12 protein-coding genes and 2 pseudogenes are annotated in these 18,705 nt (G+C 71.8%); 9 read left to right on the top strand and 5 right to left on the bottom strand.

What is annotated here, in order from left to right; translation table 11 throughout:
- Positions 1 to 184 precede the first annotated feature (184 nt).
- The gene (locus CRV15_RS31165) at positions 185 to 1,423 is read left to right on the top strand and encodes a macrolide family glycosyltransferase (protein ID WP_003955207.1); all 1,239 of its coding nucleotides are present in this window, start codon (positions 185 to 187) and stop codon (positions 1,421 to 1,423) included.
- Between the two features lie 270 nt (positions 1,424 to 1,693).
- Positions 1,694 to 2,530: an RNA methyltransferase gene (locus CRV15_RS31160; protein ID WP_003955206.1), complete on the top strand. Its 837-nt coding sequence runs from the start codon at positions 1,694 to 1,696 to the stop codon at positions 2,528 to 2,530.
- A 44-nt stretch (positions 2,531 to 2,574) separates the two neighbouring features.
- On the opposite strand, the gene CRV15_RS31155 is transcribed toward CRV15_RS31160, so the two are convergent.
- The 3 genes and pseudogenes from CRV15_RS31155 to CRV15_RS31145 form a co-directional block, all read right to left on the bottom strand.
- Positions 2,575 to 3,675 (bottom strand): terpene synthase family protein, encoded by a 1,101-nt coding sequence (locus tag CRV15_RS31155; RefSeq protein WP_009999215.1) that lies wholly within the window; start codon positions 3,673 to 3,675, stop codon positions 2,575 to 2,577.
- A gap of 260 nt (positions 3,676 to 3,935) precedes the next feature.
- A pseudogene (locus tag CRV15_RS37130) lies at positions 3,936 to 4,169 on the bottom strand (histidine kinase); the annotation flags it as partial.
- Positions 4,157 to 4,465: pseudogene (locus CRV15_RS31145) on the bottom strand (ATP-binding cassette domain-containing protein); the annotation flags it as partial. The pseudogenes CRV15_RS37130 and CRV15_RS31145, both read right to left, overlap by 13 nt.
- A 242-nt stretch (positions 4,466 to 4,707) precedes the next feature.
- Here CRV15_RS31145 and CRV15_RS31140 point away from each other — a divergent pair.
- A complete protein-coding gene (locus tag CRV15_RS31140) occupies positions 4,708 to 5,658 on the top strand; it encodes a hypothetical protein (protein WP_003955200.1) in 951 nt (316 codons plus the stop codon).
- A gap of 55 nt (positions 5,659 to 5,713) precedes the next feature.
- Positions 5,714 to 6,988, top strand: coding sequence for an MFS transporter (locus tag CRV15_RS31135; RefSeq protein ID WP_003955198.1), 1,275 nt, complete (start codon positions 5,714 to 5,716; stop codon positions 6,986 to 6,988).
- Between the two features lie 200 nt (positions 6,989 to 7,188).
- Here the strand turns inward: CRV15_RS31135 and CRV15_RS31130 are convergent, their stop codons facing one another.
- On the bottom strand, positions 7,189 to 10,458 hold the full coding sequence (locus CRV15_RS31130; RefSeq protein WP_003963198.1) for a phosphoinositide-specific phospholipase C-related protein: 3,270 nt from the start codon (positions 10,456 to 10,458) through the stop codon (positions 7,189 to 7,191).
- 686 nt (positions 10,459 to 11,144) lie between these two features.
- On the opposite strand from CRV15_RS31130, the gene CRV15_RS31120 reads away from it, so the two are divergent.
- The gene (locus CRV15_RS31120) at positions 11,145 to 12,896 is read left to right on the top strand and encodes a lysyl oxidase family protein (RefSeq protein WP_009999212.1); all 1,752 of its coding nucleotides are present in this window, start codon (positions 11,145 to 11,147) and stop codon (positions 12,894 to 12,896) included.
- 97 nt (positions 12,897 to 12,993) lie between these two features.
- Here the strand turns inward: CRV15_RS31120 and CRV15_RS31115 are convergent, their stop codons facing one another.
- Complete coding sequence (locus CRV15_RS31115) at positions 12,994 to 14,607, bottom strand: MFS transporter (protein WP_003955194.1); 1,614 nt, start codon at positions 14,605 to 14,607, stop codon at positions 12,994 to 12,996.
- Positions 14,608 to 14,765: 158 nt separating this feature from the next.
- On the opposite strand from CRV15_RS31115, the gene CRV15_RS31110 reads away from it, so the two are divergent.
- From CRV15_RS31110 to puuE, 4 genes are all read left to right on the top strand, one after another.
- Positions 14,766 to 15,410, top strand: a complete 645-nt coding sequence (locus CRV15_RS31110) for a TetR family transcriptional regulator (protein ID WP_003955193.1) — start codon at positions 14,766 to 14,768, stop codon at positions 15,408 to 15,410.
- Positions 15,411 to 15,550: 140 nt separating this feature from the next.
- The gene (locus CRV15_RS36140; RefSeq protein ID WP_003955192.1) at positions 15,551 to 15,721 is read left to right on the top strand and encodes a hypothetical protein; all 171 of its coding nucleotides are present in this window, start codon (positions 15,551 to 15,553) and stop codon (positions 15,719 to 15,721) included.
- A gap of 470 nt (positions 15,722 to 16,191) precedes the next feature.
- Positions 16,192 to 17,661, top strand: coding sequence for an FG-GAP repeat protein (locus CRV15_RS31100; RefSeq protein WP_003955188.1), 1,470 nt, complete (start codon positions 16,192 to 16,194; stop codon positions 17,659 to 17,661).
- 115 nt (positions 17,662 to 17,776) lie between these two features.
- Positions 17,777 to 18,691 carry an allantoinase PuuE gene (gene puuE, locus CRV15_RS31095; protein ID WP_003955186.1) on the top strand — a complete coding sequence of 305 codons (915 nt, stop codon included), beginning with the start codon at positions 17,777 to 17,779 and terminating at the stop codon, positions 18,689 to 18,691.
- Positions 18,692 to 18,705 lie beyond the last annotated feature (14 nt).

Below are 18,705 nucleotides of genomic sequence, written 5' to 3'. Positions count from 1 at the left end.
GGCGGTTAGGGTCCCGGACATGTTCATCTTCCACCAGCTCTACGGCTGACACGGCCGGGGCAGCGCCCCGCCTCCCGCGGACCCCGGTGCACGGACCGCGTCCACGGCTCTCGCGGAGCCGGGCGCGGCGCACCGGTCCGCCGTGTCCCCTTTTCGCCGCAGAGCCGAAGTGAGTTGATCGACCATGTCCCGTTCCCGTTCCCGTCGCCGTGCCCATATCGCGATGGTCGGCATCCCCGCCGTCAGCCATGTCCTGCCGGGCCTCGCGGTCATCCGCGAGCTGGTGGCCCGCGGCCACCGGGTCAGCTACGCCAACGACCCGGCGGTGGCCGGGCTGATCGCGCCCACCGGCGCCGAGTTCGTCGAGTGCGTCTCCGTACTGCCGGTCGCCGACAACAACTGGCCCGAGGACCCCGTCGCCGTGATGGATCTCTTCCTCGACAACGCCGTCCGGGCACTGCCCCAACTGCGGGCCGCCTACCGGGACGACCCGGCGGACCTGTATCTGTACGACATCGGCGGCTACGCCGCGCGCGCCCTCGCCGAGACGCAGGACCGGCCCCTGCTGCAACTGTCCCCGACGTTCGTGGCCTGGGACGGCTACGACCAGGAGGTGGCGGCCCCGCTCCGGCGGCTGCCGGGCGCCGACGCCCACCGGGCCAGGTTCGCCCGGTGGCTCGCCGACTGCGGGGCGTCCACCACCGACCCGGACGCCTTCCCCGGCCGTCCGTCGCGGGCCCTGGCCCTGATCACCCGGGCGATGCAGCCGCACGCCGACCGGGTCGACACCGACACGGTGACCTTCGTCGGCCCCTGCTTCGAGGCGGCGGCGGACACCGCGGGGCATGTGACGGCCGACGGCGTCTGGGAGGGCACCGCGGGCGGCGGCGCGGGCTGGACCCGCCCGGCGGACGCCGAGAACGTGCTGCTGATCTCCCTGGGCTCGGCGTTCACCCGCCGGCCGGAGTTCTACCGCCAGTGCCTCGCGGCCTACGGCGATCTGCCCGGCTGGCATGTCGTCCTCCAGATCGGCAGGTACACCGACCCCCGGGAACTCGGCGCCGTCCCCGCCAACGTCGAGATCCACTCCTGGGTCCCGCAGCGGGCGATCCTGGAGCAGGCGGACGCCTTCGTCACCCACGCCGGTATGGGCGGCTGCGGCGAAGGACTGCTCGCGGGCGTCCCGATGATCGCCGTGCCCCAGGCCGCCGAACAGTTCCTGAACGCCGACCGGCTCGTGGAACTGGGCGTGGCCCGCCGCGTCGACACCGCCGAAGCCACCGCCGAAACCCTGCGGACGGCCCTGAACGACCTGGTCACCGATGGAGAGGTCGCCCGTCGCTCGGCACTGCTGAGCGCCCGGGCACGGGCCGAGGGCGGCACCCCGCGCGCCGCCGACCTCATCGAGGACCTGCTGGACTGACCCCCGCCCACCAGGTACGCAGCAGGGGCGGCGGCCCGCACACGGCGCCGCCGCCCCCGCCGGACACACCCCTCACGCCGCACCGCCGCCCGCGCCGGACACACCCCGCACACGGCACCGCCGCCCGCCCCGGTCCGCGTCACCCCCCCTTCCCTCACAGGCCACTTGACGTGCTCCGCCGGAGTGCTCGGCTAGGCTTCGAGCGGCGCCGGTACGGACTTCGGCTGTGGCCGGAACGCGTCGTGGCTATCGGCTCACCTTGGAGGACACATGTCGGCCGTGCAGCGGATAACCTCCCGCAACGCCCGGTTCCAGCAGTGGGAGGCCCTGCTCGGCAATCGGAGGAAACGGGGCAGCCTCCGCGCGTTCCTGGTCCAGGGCGTACGGCCGATCTCGCTCGCGGTCGAACACGGCTGGCCCATCGACGCGCTGCTCCACGACGACCGCCGGAAGCTGTCCGACTGGGCACGCGAACTGCTGCGCACCGTCAGGGCCGAACGGTTCGCCCTGGCCCCCGAGTTGCTCGCCGACCTGGGCGGGAAGACCGAGGGCGCACCCGAGCTGATCGCCGTCGTCGGCATGCCCGCGGACGGCCTGGACCGGATCGAGGTCGGGCCGGACTTCCTGGGCGTGCTCTTCGACCGCCCCACCAGCCCCGGCAACATCGGCAGCGTCATCCGCTCGGCGGACGCCTTCGGCGCCCACGGCATGATCGTCACGGGCCACGCGGCCGATCTGTACGACCCGAAGAGCGTCCGGGCGACAACGGGTTCGCTGTTCTCCCTGCCCGCCGTCCGGGTGCCCGCCCCCGACGAGGTCATGACCTGGGTGGAACGGCAGCGCGCCGCGGGTCTGCCGCTCGTCCTGGTGGGTACCGACGAGAAGGGCGACGCGGACGTCTACGACTTCGACCTCACCCAGCCGGTGCTGCTGCTGGTGGGGAACGAGACATCAGGGCTGTCCAGCGCCTGGCGGGAACGGTGCGATGCCATGGTCGGCATCCCCATGACCGGCGCGGCCAGCTCCCTGAACGCGGCGACCGCCGCGACCGCCGTCCTCTACGAGGCGTCCCGGCAGCGGACCGCCGCCGTGAGGCGGGGCCGCTGACGACCGGTCACGAGGGCCCGCCGACAGCGGGAGGGCACGGGCGGCTATCCGGACGCGGTCCGCGCGAGGCGGGCGGCCGAGGTGCCGAAGCCGGTGGGGCCGTGCGGAACGAGGGTCCGCGCGGGGGCGGCGGACTGACGGAAGCGGCCGGTCAGATCGTGCCAGGCGTAGGACCCGGCGGTGGCCGTCGTCAGTGTCTCCAGATATCCGGTGATCCGGGCGGCGAGCCGCTCGGGCAGGTGCTCGTCCCCCAGAACACGGGGCAGTTCGGTGCCGACCATGTGCCGCAGGGTGTCGACGCGACCGGTGAGCATGGCGTTCAGGGCGGTGGTCGCCTGCTGGAGATCGCATCCCAGGGCCCTGCGCAGCACCTCGACGCCGTTGTTGTCCACGGTGCCCTCGGCGATCTCGCGCTCGTAGGAGACGATGTCGTTGTGCAGGCTGATGACATCGGCGAAGGCGCGCAGGGCGCTCTGGAAGGAACGCAGACGGTAGATGTGCTCCGGGATCTCCTGCTGTCCGTGCTCCATGAGCGTGCTGGTCATGGGCAACCCGCCGAACTCCCGGCGGTCCTGGACATACTCGATCGGGTCGGCGGCCCGGCCCCCCGCCCCCTCCCCGTTCTCGTGCGCGGGCCGGTCGATCTCCCGGAGCACGCCCCTGAGGAAGCGCTCGACGTCACCCCGGAAGCGCAGCCGCCAGACCGGTGTCATCGAGGGCGCCGTCCGGGGCCATAACTCGGCGAACGCCCGCTCCACCGGGTTCCGCGGCACCAGCAGCGGTCGGGGCAGGGCGTCGACCGGCAGGAACTCCAGCAGACGGTCCACCTGCCGCTGGGCGGCGGCGCGGTCGTCGATCCGCCCGAACAGCGGGAGGGCGAGATCGTCGACGAACCACAGGGCCACATGCCAGCCGGTGACCAGGTTCAGTTCGTCCGCGTCGATGTCGGGGTGCGTCATCGCCGTCCACAGCGCGAAGTCCGCCTCCTCGAACTTCCGTTCGCTCCACTGCTCGGGCCAGGGGGTGGTGTACTCGGGGTCCAACAACCCGATCCGGTGGGCCCACTGCCTCAGCCAGCGGCGGGTCCGCTCCAGATGGGGGTTGGTCCGGGCGGTGAACGGCATATGGAAGGCGGGCTGTGTCATCCGGGGATTCATGTCCGGAGCCTATGTCGGCGGTCCCGGACCCCTCACAGCCGTCGGCGGGAAACAGCCGTCGCGGGGGATGGCGCACGACGACGGTTGACGTTTCGTCCCGGCGGTACGGAGCGGAGCGCGCCACCGTGACGCCGTGAGCCGATCCGTCCCGGCGGCCGTCAGGTCCGGCCGAGGATGCCCCTCTCGTGACCCATCGTGACCGCCGCGGCCCGGTCCTTCGCGCCCGACCTGCCGTAGATGTGCGTCAGATGCGTCTTCACCGTGGCCTCGCCCAGGTTGTGGCGGGCCAGGGCGGTGGCGCGGTCGATGTGTGCGTGCGCCGTCGCCGGGTCGGAGGTGCCGGACACGGCCTGGAGCTGGGCGATGACGCCGGTCATGCCCTGGGCGATGGTGTCGTGGATCTCCGCCGCCGGCCGTCCGCGCTCCTCGACGACGCCCGCCTCCCTTGCCTGGAGGAGGAGTTGGGCGTGGTGAGCTTGGTTTGGAGGGCACTCTCCTGGAGCTGGACGCCGAGGACCCCGGTGGCGTCGGCGCGGTCGGCGACCGGGTCGAGTCCCGCGACCCGGACCCGGCCGGCGTCGGGGACGCGCAGACCCGCGACGCACTCGACCGTGGTGGTCCTGCCCGCGCCGTTCAGGCCGAGGACACCGAAGATCTCGCCCTCCTCGACGGTGAACGGGACGTCCTCGACGGCGGTCCTGCCGCCGTACGCCTCACGGAGGCCGCCGACCTCGACGATGGGCCCTCGGCCCGCCCTGGGGATGCCCGCCGCGGTCATGCGGAGGGCTTCGCGGGTGGCCGGTTCCCGGCCACCCGCGGCGGGGCGGCGGGCCTCCCCGATGCCCATCACGCTCGAAGGGGCATCGGCCGATCGGTTGATCCGGCTCGCCGCGGGGCCCCGGTGCCGACGTCCGTGGAAGATCCGCCACAGGCTTCCGGAATACCCCCGGGGGGTATATCGTTCTGATCGTTGCCACCGGCGGACAGCGCCGGAAGGCACAGCACACCGAGGGAGCTGTCATGAGCGTTCACACCGGCCACGACCACGCCGACCACGCCGGCCGCGCCGGCCATGTTGACCACACGAGTCACACGGGCCACGGCACCCATGGAGGTCACGGCACCCATGGAGGTCACGAAGGTCACGCGGGCCATGGAGGCCACGCGGGCCACGGCGGAGCCCGGCCCGGCGGTCTGTCGGTCTCCGAGCACGGATACACCCTCGAACTCGACTCGACGATCCTCACCGCCGGTGTACAGACGGTCACCTTCCGCGTGACCGGCCCCGACGGGCGGGCGGTGACCGCGTTCACCCCCGAGCACGAGAAGGAACTGCACTTCATCGCCGTCCGGCGGGACACGGCCGGATTCCAGCATGTGCACCCGGTACGGGACGGGGAGGGCACCTGGAGCGTCGGACTGGCCCTGGAGCCGGGGGACTGGCGGTTCTTCGCCGACATCCACCCGGCCGGGCACGACGGGACCCTGACCCTGGGGATCGATGTCGCGGTCGCCGGGCCGTACGACCCGCGACCGCTTCCCGAGGCCACCGGGACCGCTCGCGTCGGCGCGTACACCGTGACACTCGACGGCGGCCTCCTGCCCGGCGAGGCGAGCGAGCTGACCCTCACCGTCAGCCGGGACGGCCGCCCCGTCACCGACTTGCAGCCCTATCTGGCCGCGTATGGACATCTGGTGGCACTCCGCGTCGGCGACCTGGGCTATCTCCATGTCCACCCGGCCGGGGAGCCCGGTGACGGCACCACCGCGCCGGGACCCGGCATCGTCTTCACGGCAGCCGCGCCCTCGGCCGGGACCTACCGCCTCTACCTGGACTTCCAGCACGAGGACACCGTCCGGACCGCCGGGTTCACGGTACGGACCGGTACCGCCGCGGCCACCCCCCGCCCGGCCGCGGAGCCCCCGGCCGCACACCCTGGCCACCGTCGCTCCGGCCACGCGCACCACTGATCCGGCCTCCGCTGCGGGGCCGAGCCCCGCCGCATGGACACGGAAGGAAACCGCCATGCGTCTGTTCGCCGTCCGCGACTACCGGCGTCTGTTCGCCGCCCAGGTCATCGCCCTGTTCGGCACCGGGCTGACCACCGTGGCCCTCGGGCTGGTCGCCTACGACCTCGCGGGCCCGCGCGCCGCCATGGTCCTCGGCACAGCCCTGACCATCAAGATGGTCCTGTACGTGGTCATCGCCCCACTGGCCGCCGCGTACGTCGACCGGCTCCCCAGAAGAACGTTCCTGACCCTCCTCGACGTGATCCGGGGCGCGGTGGTCCTGGCACTGCCGCTGGTCACCGAGGTCTGGCACATCTACGTCCTGATCGCGCTGCTCCAGGCCGCCTCCGCGGCGTTCACCCCGACGTTCCAGGCCGTCATCCCCGACATCGTCACCGACGAGTCCGACTACACCCGGGCCCTCTCCGCCTCCCAGGTCGCCTCCACCATGGAGAGCCTGCTCAGCCCCGTACTGGCGGCCGTCGCCCTGACGTTCATGAGCTTCGACCGGCTGTTCCTCGGCACCTCCGCCGGATTCCTCGCCTCCGCCCTGCTCGTCCTGTCGACACGCATCCCCGACGCCCGCCCCAGTACCCACACCAGGGCCTGGGACAAGGCGGCGGCGGGCGTCAGGACCTTCCTGCGGACACCGCGGCTGCGTGGCGTGCTGGCGCTCAACCTCGTGGTCGCGGCGGCGGGCTCGATCGTCGTCGTCAACACCGTCAACTACGTCCGCGACGAACTCGGCGGCACGCAGTCGGACGTCGCCTGGATGCTCGCCGCCTCCGGCACCGGAACCCTCCTGGCCGCCCTCGCACTGCCCCGCGCGCTCGACCGGATGTCCGCCCGCACCGTCATGACGAGCGGCGCCGGGGTCCTCGTCGGCGGCACGGCCGCCGCGGTGACCCTCGTCGCGGCCGGTCTCACCACCTGGACCGGTACGGCGCTCGTCTGGACCGTGATCGGCGTCGGCATGGCCATGGTCATCACACCGACCGGCAAGGTCCTGCGCTCCGCCGCCGGACGGAACGCGATTCCCGAGGTCTTCGCGGCCCAGTTCTCCCTGTCGCACCTGGCCTGGCTGATCACCTACCCCATCGCGGGCTGGCTCGGTACGACCGGAGGCTACGTCCTCACCTGGTCCGTCCTCGCGGCCCTCGCCGCGACGGGAGCCGTCGGCGCCCTCCTCCTGTGGCCGCGCCACGAGGGCCGGGGGACCGTGACCGCCCCGGCGGCAGCCGTCCGGCACACCCGTCCGGCGGACCGTTCCACCCTGTCCAAGGCCGCGTGAGACGCGCGGAGCGCTCCGGCTGCCCGCGGCCGTGCGGACTCCGCCCGCGGTCGTACGGAACGCTGCCGCCCGGACCGGCGTGAAAGGCCCTGACGGCCGACACCGGGCCCACCGGCGGGTGGCCCCCGGCGGACATCCGCCGGGGGCCACCCATTCCGTGTCACTCCGCTGCTTTGCCCGTCCGTTTCCCCGCGGGGCGGCTACGGGACGCTCTTGAGGAAGAGCGACGGCCCTGCCTCCGTGCGCGAGGCGTTCACCCCGGCGTCGCCGGTGAGGTAGTCCGCCAGCTCATGCCCGTTCCAGTCCGCGATCGGCTTCCCGCCCCGCGTCAGATGACGGAACGTGCCGGGGTCGGCCGCTCCGGAGCCGAACTGGTACACCGGCTGCGGCCCGGTCCCGGGCTTCCCGTACGGCAGATAGTCCACATACGGACCGCCGGGCGTGAGCTGCTTGGCCAGGACGTTCCGGTGGAAGACGTTCTGCGGACCGGACGCACCGGCCCACTTCACCGCCTTCTCCCCGGCGGCCCACCAGATCGGGTACCAGGTACCGGACTCGGTGTCGCCGCCCTCGCCGCCGCAGCGGGCGGTGCAATGGCCCGAACGGTGCTCGTACGGCACCCGGACGGTGTTGTTCTCGAACAGGTTGCGCCGCTCCCAGCCGCCGTGCAGGTTGAGGTCGGAGTCGAAGTCGTTCCCGTAGACCACGTTGTTCGACGCCGACCACTGGAAGGTGAAGTGGCGCAGGTTACGCGTGGTGTTCTGGGCGTACAGGGAGTCCCAGACCCGGCTGCCGCGGAAGTAGCCGTTGCCGCCCTTGCCCTTGTTCCAGGCGCCGTCGAGGTGGTTCCCCTCGAACTGGAGGTTCTTGGCGACCTCCGTCACGATCGGGTGCGAGCCGGTCATGTCCGCGCGGACCCCGCGCGCCCACGAGTCCGCCGCCCACTTGAAGACAAGGCCGTGCAGCGCGTACTCGGGGGCGAGATTGCCGTAGTTGTTCTTCGCCTGCGCGGGGTTCAGATGGTGGGTTCCACCACCCGCGGCAGGCACACCGGTCATGTCCTGCGTGAACGAGAAGTTCTCGAATCCGACGCCGACCACCATCTTCAGCGGCATCACCTTGCTGGGGTAGGCGCTGTCGCCGATCGGCGCCGACCCGTCCGACGTGGAATCCACCGGCAGGTCGAACTCCAGCGGCTTGTCGAGGGTGACGGTGCGCTGCGCCGTGTCCACGGATGCGACTCTGAAGACCTGCTGGCGCATGTGCAGATTCTCGTAGCGGTCCGTGGCCGTGGCGGTCTGGAGCTCGTAGAACTTACGGCTGTTGGCCGCCCCCACCCACACATGCTGACCCGGCTGGAACAGGGCGATGGACGCCTTGGGGTCCAGCGGGACCACCCGGCCGCCCTCCTTCGCCGCGTAGCCGGGGTCGGCCGTCGAGCCGCGCAGCTTCATCCCCGAGGCCCAGTGCTGGTTGACGGAGCCCTCGTAGAGGTCCTTGCGGTTGGCGGGAGCCGCCTTCCAGTCGTCGGCGTAACGGGGCGCCACCTCGCGGGTCTGCACCCGGAACAGGCCGCGGCCCGGCCAGACCCAGCCGCCCTTGGCCTGGTCGGGGGCGGTCCCGGCGGTCATCGTGTCCTGGTCCCAGCGGCTGCCGTCGGCGGTCAGCGTGTCGTACCGCGTGTCGGCGTCCGGGCGGAAGACGATCCGGGTCCCGCCCGCCGGGTCGCTGCCCTGGCCGCGGATCACCAGATGGCTGGCGTCCACCGAGATCTGCTTGCTGATGTCGATCCGGCCCGCGGGCAGGGAGATCAGCGAGTTCCGGTCAAAACCGGCCGTGCCGGAGCAGTCGGCGCGGATGTCGTCGATCGCGCGCTGGAGCCCCGCGGAGTCGTCCGCGCTGTCGTTGGGCCGCACTCCGTACGCGCGGTCCAGCTCCTCCGGTGTGACACGGCAGGCCGCGTCGGCGCTGATCTGCTGGTTCCCGGGCAGCGGGCCGCCGCCGCGGTAGCCCGCGCCCGACCAGTCCGGCAGACCGGGCAGCGCGCCGCGCCGGTTCTCCGAGGTCAGCAGCGCGGACGACGGGACGGACGGGGCGAGCGTCTCCGCCCGCTCGACGTAGCGGTACCGGTTGATGGTGTCGACGGCCCGGAGGTTGTCGCCCAGCTCGTAGAAGTCGATGGACACATAGTTGGGCATCTTGCGGGCCGCGGGGCCGCAGAAGTTCACCGCCCGGTCGACCAGCTTGTCACCGTTGTCGAACGGCGCGTTGAGCGACTCGGGGATGCTCCGGAACTGGTTCATCACGAACAGCGGGCTGAACGAGGGCTCCCGGTGGGTGAGCGGGGTGCCGTCCCAGCGGGAGTAGCAGTCCCAGTTGCGCCCGTCGTGGCCGAGGCTCCAGTAGTTCTCCACGGTCCAGGGCCGGGAGCCGACCACGCCGGCCCTGGTGAGGTCGCCGTGGTCGGAGAAGATCAGCAGCCGCTTGTTCTTGGCGCGCATCTCGGACAGCCGGGGCCAGCCCTTGCTCATCACCTCCTGGGCGGCCGGGTTGAACACCAGGTCCAGCAGGCCCGGAACGTCGACGAACTGCTGGGCCAGCTTCTCGCGGTCCTTGGCGTAGTCCTCCATGAAGATGGTGACGACCGCGTTCTTGTTCGTCTCCAGGAACGCCACCACGTCCCGCAGACCGTCCTTCAGCGGCTTGCTGCCGATCTCACAGGTGCCGTGGCACATCAGGACCGCGCCGTCCCGCTCGTGGATGTCGAGCATCAGCCCCCGCACACCGTCGCTGAGCTGCTGCGCCATGGAGTTGCTCTGATTGACGGCGAGCGGGAAGCCGTCCTTGGGGTTGTTGAACGCGTTGTGCGTGGTGAGGAAGGTGACCTGGTCGAGCCGGGGATCCTGCGGGGGCATGAACGCCTCCAGCCGCAGATCGGTCAGATACCAGCGGCCACGCCCCTTGTGGGCCTCCTCGCGGGTGCCGAGCGTGAGCTGTCCGCCCCGGTTGCTGGAGCCGCCCAGTTCGGTGGGCGCGATGAGATAGCGCTCGCTCCCGGGCGCCTTCACCAGGTACTGGTCGGCCGCGACCTCGTCGAACTCCCAGGTGGTCTCTTCGGCCTCGCACTTCTTCAGCACGGCGAGGGTGCCGTTCAGACCGATGCAGTAGGCCCCGTTGACATTGCTCTTCAGCCGGTACGACGAGCCGGAAGCCGCCTCGAACCACCACTGCTGGCCGCGCCGTGCGCCATAGGTGTACTGGAGGATCTTCTGACCCTCGGCCATGTGCTCGCCCTCGGCGTCGATCGCCAGGCCGTTCATCACATTCTGGAGCTGCACCGGACCGAGCCGGTTGGGCGGTCCGACCGCCGCGCGGGCTTCCCCGGGTACCGCGGTGACGGACAGGGCGATCATCAAGGCGCCCATCGCCACGCAGACCAGCCGCAGGAAGCGGCGATCTCGCTTGTGCATGAAAAGGAAGCTCCTTCAGGCAAGAGAAAATAGAAAAGTGAAAAAGAGTGATAAATGCCAGAAAAAGAGGCAGGAGGCTGCCGATGCAGGGCTACTGGGCAGTAGTCAAGGGCATGACAAAGCAGCCCGGGGGCGCTGGTACCTGTCTTTCCTGTGGTGGGGTCCGGGGACGGCTGGCCGCCATCGGCCTCATGGGGGGAGGGGAAAACTCGAACAGGCCCCAGAAAAGCCGCGATCCGCGCCCCGAGTACCCATGATCAGCATACATACCAACTGGTATGACCAGTGCACATGGACGGGCGGCGCCGCTGGTCAAAGGCGTGCTCGCGCCGGGCCCGGCCGCCCATCGCGACGGCCGCCCACCGCGACGGCCGGGCCCGGGGCGGCTGGGTCCGCGACGGCCGGGCCCGCGACGACTGGGCCCGGGGCGGCCCTCGCGGGCGTGGCGTCCGGAATCAGCCCTACCGTCTCTTTTCGGCTAAAGGTGAGGAGATCATGGATACCGGGACAACCATGCAGGGCCCCCTTCCCCTCTCACCGGTCGGTGACGGTTCCGCCGGACAGCGCCTCTCCGGTGGGCCCGACCCGCCGTGAGGCGGGACGCGTCCCGTGACACCCGTCCCGTGACAGGCGTCCCGCGACACCTGACCCGCGACATATGACCTGTGTCGACGAAGGGGGAAGACATGAACAGCATCAGCCGGAAGCGGCTGTGGACCGGGGGGCTCTGCGCGGCCTCGGTCCTCGCCGTCACCACGGGCGTCACCGTCGCGGCGCCCGGCCCGGAGCGGGCCGCCGCGACACAGCCGGAGATCCGCCTGATGGCGGCGGCCCCGTCCGTCGAACTCACCCGGTACGAGGGGGAGCCGGGCGAACCCCCCGGTATCTCGATCGACGAACTCGGCGCCTTCCTCACCGTCAGGGGCGCGCCCCTGGAGTTCCGGGCGCAGCGCACCCCCGACTACCAGCGGCCCATCACCGTGCGGCAGATCATCCGTACCGGCGGGAAGGTGACCGTCAAGACCCTGCCGCAGGGGCTGGTGAAGAACTTCCTGGGGCTGCCGGACTTCACCGAGACCACGTTCACCGACGCCAAGGGCCGGGTCGTCGCCTCCCAGAAGGCGCCCTTCTGCCCCAACAACGCCTCCGCGCGGGTCGAACCCGGAGGCGAGCCCGAACGGACCTACCCGGACGGCTGCCCGTCCGACCCCTTCACCCTGGGCTCGGTCTGGGGAGTCCACCGGGGCTGGGCCACCGACGCCGTCGACAGCGAGCACATCTCCCGTCTCGACCTCCCGGTCGGCACCTATACGGCGAAGATCTCCGTGACCAAGAGGTACCGCGACCTCCTCGCGGTCGCGGACCGGCCGCTGAAGGTGAAGGTGACCGTCCTGCCCCCGGAGGAGGGCGAGCCCCCGGCGGCCCGGCACACCCGGCATGGCGCGGACCACACCGGGCACGGCGCGGACCACAGCGGGCACGGAGCCATGGCACGGGGGGACGGCCACGGCCCGGACGCCGCCGCCCCCGGCGCGGCCCTCGACCACCTCGCGGGCGACAGCGACAGCGTCTACCGCGCCGAACTCCCCAGCGTCCCGCACGCGCTGAGGACGACGGGCCGCGCGCTGCCCACGTCCCCGGGCGACGGCCCCGGCTACAGCGACGGCTCCCGGTTCGCTCCGCCGCTGAAGCCCGCGGCCAAGCGCCCGACGGGTCCCGCCGTCCGGTCCGCGGCGGGCCTCAAGCCCGATCTGCGTGCCGTGCCCGCCTGGGACATCGCCATCCAGACCGCACAGGACGGCCACCCCGAGGGCCAGGACCACCTCGGCTTCGCCAGCACCACCTGGAACGCGGGTCCGGGCCGTATGCTCGTCGACGGCTTCCGCACCCCCGGCAAGGAGGGGCTGATGGACGCCTACCAGTACTTCTACGACGCCCGGGGCAAGCAGGCCGGATACGCGAGGACGGGCACCATGGAGTGGGACCCGCGCCCCAGCCACGACCACTGGCACTTCACGGACTACGCCGCCTACCGGCTGCTGAAGGCGGACAAGAAGGAGGTCGTGCGCAGTGACAAGGAGGCGTTCTGCCTCATGAACAACGCGCCGGTCGACTACACCGTGAAGAACGCCAATATGCGCCCCGAGGACGCCATGACGAGCACCTGCGGCCTCGGTGAACCGGACGCGCTGGCCGTGCGCCAGTCGATCGAGCCCGGCTCCGGCGACACCTACACCAAGGAGACGGCGGGCCAGTCCTTCGACATCACCACCGTCCCGAACGGCACCTACTGGATCCAGGTCGTGGCCAACCCGAACAAGGCGCTCCACGAGACCAGCCTCAGGAACAACACCTCGTTCCGCAAAGTCGTCCTCGGCGGGACCCCCGGCAAGCGCACGGTGAAGGTGCCGCCGCACGGTCTGGTGAACGCGGGCTGACGCGACGGCGCCCCGCCGGGCGGGAACCCGGCGGGGCGTCGGCACCCACGGCGTCGATCAGTGGGTCAGTCGATCAGTGGGGCAGTGGGGCACTGGGTCAGATGTGGGCCACGCCCGCCCCGGCCTCCGCGTTCTGACCGCGCTTGGTCAGCAGGGCGACGAGCACGGCGAAGGCGGCGACACCGGCGGCGACCAGGGAGGCCAGGCCCATGCCCGACAGGAAGGTGTCGTGGGCGACGTCCGCCATCCGCGCGGCCAGCTCCGGCGGCGTGCTGTCGGTGACCGGCGGCAGACCGACCTGGACGGCTTCGGCGGCCTTGTCCATCTGCTCCGGCGTCATCGGCGGGAGCCCGGCACCGGCCCAGTTGCCCGGCAGCTCGCTGTCGACGCGGGACGCCATCACCGCGCCGAGCACGGCCGTGCCGAGCGCGCCGCCGATCTGCATCGCCGACTGCTGAAGACCGCCCGCGACACCGGACAGCTCGATCGGGGCGTTGCCGACGATGACCTCGGTGGCACCCACCATGACCGGCGCGAGGCCGAGGCCGAGCAGGGCGAACCAGAGGGACATCAGTCCGCTGCCGGTCCCCTTGTCCAGCGTCGACATGCCGAACATGGCGATCGAGGTGAGGATCATGCCACCGGCCAGCGGTATTCGCGGACCGGCCTTGGTGATCAGGGCACCGGCGAGCGGGGAACCGACGATCATCATGCCGGTGAGCGGCAGCAGATGGAGACCGGCGTCGACCGGGCTCAGACCGTGCACGTTCTGGAGGTAGAACGTCACGAAGAACAGACCGCCCATGAAGGCGATCGCCATCAGCACCATCAGCACCACACCGGCGGACAGCGCCACGGAACGGAACAGCTTCAGCGGGATCAGCGGCTCGGCGACCCGCTTCTCCCACAGGGCGAAGACCACGAAGCCGATCACCGCGGCGGCGATGAACCCCCAGGTCCTGCCGCCGCCCCAGCCCCAGTGCGGCTCGGGGGCCTTGATGAACGCCCACACCAGGCAGAACATCGCCGCCGACAGCAGCAGGATGCCGACGAGGTCGAAGGAGCGCGGGGCGTTGTCGGCGCGGTGGTCCTTGAGGATGACCAGGCCGAGACCGAGGGCGAGGACACCGACGGGCACATTGATGAAGAAGACGGACTGCCAGCTCACATGCTCGACCAGCAGACCGCCGAGGATCGGGCCGCCCGCGGTGGAGGCGCCGATGACCATGCCCCAGATGCCGATGGCCATATTCAGCTTCGCGGCCGGGAAGGTGGCGCGCAGCAGCCCCAGCGCGGCGGGCATCATCAGCGCGCCGAACAGGCCCTGGCCCACCCGGAAGGTGATCACCATGGCGATGCTGTCGGAGAAGCCGATGGCGGCGGAGGTGACGGCGAAGCCCGCGACACCTATGAGGAAGGTCTGCCGGTGGCCGAAGCGGTCGCCGAGCTTGCCCGCGGTGATCAGGGTCACCGCGAGCGCGAGAAAGTATCCGTTGGTGATCCACTGGACCTCGGCGAAGGTCGCGTCGAGATCGTTCGCGATGGCCGGGTTCGCGATCGCGACGATCGTGCCGTCCAGGGCGACCATCATCACGCCGATCGCGACGGCGAAGAGGGTCAGCCAGGGGTGGCCGCGGAGCCCTCTGGCCGGGGCCGGGGGAGCGTTGTCGAGAGCCTTCGGCGCTGTGCTGATGGTCGTCTGATCGGTCATGCGGAGAGATTAATGTCAGAGACTGACAGTTGACAAATCACGCCATTATTCACAGACTGTCACTATCGGTAGGCGGTGGGGCAGACCCGCAGGCCGGACGGGGTCCGCGCCAGGGAGGCCCCGCCGGAGCACCCCGACCCAGGAAACGAGGCCATGCAGTGACAGTCGATGCCGCGGACGCCCCCGGGCGGCGCGAGCGCAAGAAGCAGCGGACACGCGACGCGCTGGCGCGCGCCGCGCTGGAACTGTTCACCACGAAGGGCTTCGAGGCGACCACCGTCGACGAGATCGCCGAGGCGGTGGACGTCTCCCAGCGCACCTTCTACCGCTACTACCCCGCCAAGGAGGACGTGGCCTTCGCGGTGCAGGCGATCTCCGAGGACCACTTCGTCGAGGCCCTGCGCGCCCGCCCCGCCCACGAGGCCCCCTTCGAGGCGATGCGGAACGCGATGCTGGCCGCCTGGGACACGATCGAGGAGGCGGTCGGCGAGGTCGTCCCGGTCGAGCTGCACATGCGGACCTACCAGGTGATCGAGTCCACCCCGGCGCTGCTCGCCGTCCGTATCCGCCGCTCCCTGGAGACCGAGGAGAAGATCGCCCGCATCCTCGCCGCCCGTGAGGGCCTCGACCTCGACACGGACCCCCGCCCCAGGATCGCGGTGGCCGCGTTCGGCAGCGCGATGCAGGTCGCGGACCGTATCTGGAACGCCCGCGGCGACCACAGCCGAGAGGCCATCCGCGCCATCGCCGCCGACTGCCTGGACCAGCTCCGCCCGGCGGTGGCGGAGAGCTGGCGCACCTGACCGCGCCCCCGTGCGGAGCGCTCCGCACGGCCGCGGGCGGGCGCACGTCGCGCCGGGATCCCGGCCGACTAGAATCGGTCGGATGATCACGTGGTGTTCCCTACGCCGGCCCCAGGGCGGGGCGCGTAGGGAAGGAAGAGATGGCTCACTCACCTCACCGCCGCCGCAAGGGCTGCGGGGTGTGCAATCCGCACAAGCTGCGGGGGTACGGACGCTCGGTCCGTGACCCGTGGCCGGTCCTGCGGAAGCTGGGCCGCAAGCGCCGTCTGGGCCGTGGCGACCTGGGCCTCCAGGCCCGGGAAGAGCAGTAGGCGCGGCGGCGGACAGCGGCGCAGGAGAGAGCGGGAAGCAGGGGCGGTGCCGTGCGAGCGGCACCGCCCCTGTGGCGTACGCCGGTTGTCGCGGCTCGGCCATGGCGCCGCGACCGCGCGGAGGCGGCCGTTCACCGCGGACTCGGGGAAGGCGGCCGTCACTGCCGGTTCCGGGGAAGTGACCCGTTCACCGCGGGCTCCGGAGAAGTGGCCGTTCACCACGGGCTCCGGGAAGGCGGTCGTCGCCACGGGCCGCGGACCCCGGGCGTTTCCCCCGCGCGACCGCGACCCGTCCGGCGCCATCGCTCAGGCGACCCGGGGTGCGTGTTCCCTGTGACAGATGGTCTACTACCCGTCAGGTGTCCGGAACCCGCTGTCCAGGAAAGGCACTTCCGGCCTTCGGCACGCCGACCGCCGCCCCGCCCTGCCCCGGCCACCGACCGGCCCATGACCGAATCAGAGGAGTCCTCTTGCGCCTGCCTGCTGTCGCCGCCGCCGTTCTTCCCGCGGTGGTGCTCTCCGTCTCGGTGACACCCACGGCCACCGCCGCCCCCGTCCCCTACCGGGGGGCCAACACCGCCGCCGTCCAGGACGACTTCAACGGGGACGGCTACCGCGATCTCGCCGTCGGTGCTCCCGGGGCGGACAACGGCACGGTTTCCGGGGCCGGTGCCGTGGTCGTTCTGTACGGGGCGGCGTCCTCGGTGGAGCCGGGGCGGCGGTTGGTGATCACTCAGGCCACGGCGGGCATACCCGGCGGGCCGGAGCGGGACGACGGCTTCGGGCAGTTCGTGGCGAGCGCCGACGTGGACCGTGACGGATATGCGGATCTGCTGGTGGGCGCACCTTCGGAGGATGTGCGTCCGGGGGACTCGCGCGGTTCGCTGACCGTGGTCTGGGGCGGGCCCAAGGGGCTGAAGGACGGCGCGAACATCGCGCCGCCGCCGGGGTTCGGGGACGGCCTGACCCACTGCCGCTTCGGGGAGGGCATGGCGACGGGCGACATGAACGGGGACGGCGCGCCCGAGGTGAGCGTCTCCACGGCCTGCGAGGGCGTCTCCTACACGGGCCCGTTCACCCGCTCGGGCAAGGCCCGTGAGGGCGAGCTCATGACTCGTCTGGGCACCATGCGCGGCGTGGCGATGGGGGACGTGAACCGCGACGGCAGGGCGGACCGGTTCTGGCTGCCCGGCCCGACCGGGGGCGACATGCGCGGACCGGTGCTCCTCGACGCCATCGACCCGCTGACCGGCATGGCCGCCCGGCTGCCGCACGCCGACGGGCACACGGGGCGGATCGGCGACGTGAACGGCGACGGCTACGGGGATCTCGTCACGGGCATCGCGCAGGACAGCTCCCTCGACGGCCCCGGTGCCGCCCGCCGGGGCGGCGAGATCCAGGTGCTGTACGGCGGCCCGCGCGGGATCACCCCGCAGCAGCGGCCCACCGTCCTCCACCAGGACACCCCGGGTGTGCCCGGCACGGCGGCGGACGCCGATCTCTTCGGCGCGGCGCTGAGCGTCGGTCACCTCGACGGGGACGCGTACGCCGATGTGGCCGTGGGCGCCCCCAACGAGCGGGTCGGCGGCCAGGACGGCGCAGGCGCGGTGACGGTGCTGCGGGGCTCGGCCAAGGGGCTGACCACGGCGAAGGCGGCCGTGTACACGCAGAACACCACGGGGGTGCCGGGCGGCGCCGAGGGGTACGACGAGTTCGGCGTCACCGTCCATCTTGCCGACCTCACCAAGGACAAGCGGGCCGAGCTGGTCGTCGGTGTCCCCGGGGAGAACGAGGACGGCTGTGTGTGGGCCGCCCGGGGCACCTCCGTCGGCCCGGCCGTCAACGGCTCCGCCGGGATCTGCGGCAGCCGGGTCGGCCTGACCCTCTCCCAGGAGGGCCGCTTCGGCGCCGCCCTGACCAGCGCCCGCTCGATCGGCTGAGGTCCGCGGGCTCCCCGGGGCCCCTCGCCGTCACCCCCGGACTCCGGGAAGGCGGACGCCGCCTGCGGCCCCGTCACCGCGACGTGGCGGGGCATCCGGCGGTAGGGTGCCGCCCGTGCCCGAGCATCAGCGCGACCTCGTCGGCCATGGCGCCGAGCCGCCGCACGCCGCCTGGCCCGGCGGTGCCCGTGTCGCCGTCAGCCTGGTGCTCAACTACGAGGAGGGCGGCGAGCGGAACGTCCTGGAGGGAGACCCCGCCTCCGAGGGTTTCCTGCATGAACTCGTCGGCGCGCCGCCCGTGGTGGGCGGGCGCGACCTGAACGCCGAGTCGATGTTCGCCTACGGCTCGCGCGCCGGATTCTGGCGCGTCCACCGTACGCTCGCGGCACATGGCGCGCCGCTCACCGTGTACGCGGTGGGGCAGGCCCTCGAACGCAACCCGGAGGCGGCGCGGGCGATGGGCGCCGCCGGGTGGGAGGTGGCGGGCCACGGCTGGCGCTGGATCGACTACCGGGAGGTGCCCGAGGAGACCGAGCGCGCCGATGTCGCGCGGACGGTCGCGACCATCGAGCGGCTGGTGGGACGCCGCCCCGTCGGCTGGTACACCGGCCGGACGGGCCCGAACACCCGGCGCCTCGTCGCCGAGGAGGGCGGCTTCCTCTACGACTCCGACGACTACGCGGACGACCTGCCGTTCTATACGGTGGCGGCGGGCCGTCCGCATCTCGTGGTGCCGTACGGCCTCGACACGAACGACGCCAGGTTCCTGCTCGTCCACGGCTTCACGACCGCCGGTGACATGCTCGCCTATCTCAACGACACGTTCGACACCCTCCACGCCGAGGGCGCCGACCGCCCGCGCATGATGAGCGTCGGCCTGCACTGCCGGATCATCGGCCGCCCCGGCCGCATCCGCGCGCTCGACGGCTTCCTGGACCATGTCGCCCAGCGCGGCGGGGCCTGGATCACCACCCGTGAGCAGATCGCGCGCCACTGGCTGACCACGCACCCGCCATCGCGCTCGCGCTGATCCACCGGAGAACG

It is taken from the genome of Streptomyces clavuligerus (assembly GCF_005519465.1).
In the GTDB taxonomy this organism is placed as follows: Bacteria; Actinomycetota; Actinomycetes; order Streptomycetales; family Streptomycetaceae; genus Streptomyces; species Streptomyces clavuligerus.
This window is presented reverse-complemented; position numbering and strand designations above follow the sequence as displayed.

What these genes read in the sequence shown, in the direction of transcription:
- CRV15_RS31115 (WP_003955194.1), bottom strand. Translation starts at nt 14,607, where the DNA reads ATGACCGATCAGACGACCATCAGCACAGCGCCGAAGGCTCTCGACAAC.
- CRV15_RS31120 (WP_009999212.1), top strand. Translation starts at nt 11,145, where the DNA reads ATGAACAGCATCAGCCGGAAGCGGCTGTGGACCGGGGGGCTCTGCGCG.
- CRV15_RS31135 (WP_003955198.1), top strand. Translation starts at nt 5,714, where the DNA reads ATGCGTCTGTTCGCCGTCCGCGACTACCGGCGTCTGTTCGCCGCCCAG.
- CRV15_RS31140 (WP_003955200.1), top strand. Translation starts at nt 4,708, where the DNA reads ATGAGCGTTCACACCGGCCACGACCACGCCGACCACGCCGGCCGCGCC.
- CRV15_RS31165 (WP_003955207.1), top strand. Translation starts at nt 185, where the DNA reads ATGTCCCGTTCCCGTTCCCGTCGCCGTGCCCATATCGCGATGGTCGGC.
- CRV15_RS31160 (WP_003955206.1), top strand. Translation starts at nt 1,694, where the DNA reads ATGTCGGCCGTGCAGCGGATAACCTCCCGCAACGCCCGGTTCCAGCAG.
- CRV15_RS31155 (WP_009999215.1), bottom strand. Translation starts at nt 3,675, where the DNA reads ATGACACAGCCCGCCTTCCATATGCCGTTCACCGCCCGGACCAACCCC.
- CRV15_RS36140 (WP_003955192.1), top strand. Translation starts at nt 15,551, where the DNA reads ATGGCTCACTCACCTCACCGCCGCCGCAAGGGCTGCGGGGTGTGCAAT.
- CRV15_RS31130 (WP_003963198.1), bottom strand. Translation starts at nt 10,458, where the DNA reads ATGCACAAGCGAGATCGCCGCTTCCTGCGGCTGGTCTGCGTGGCGATG.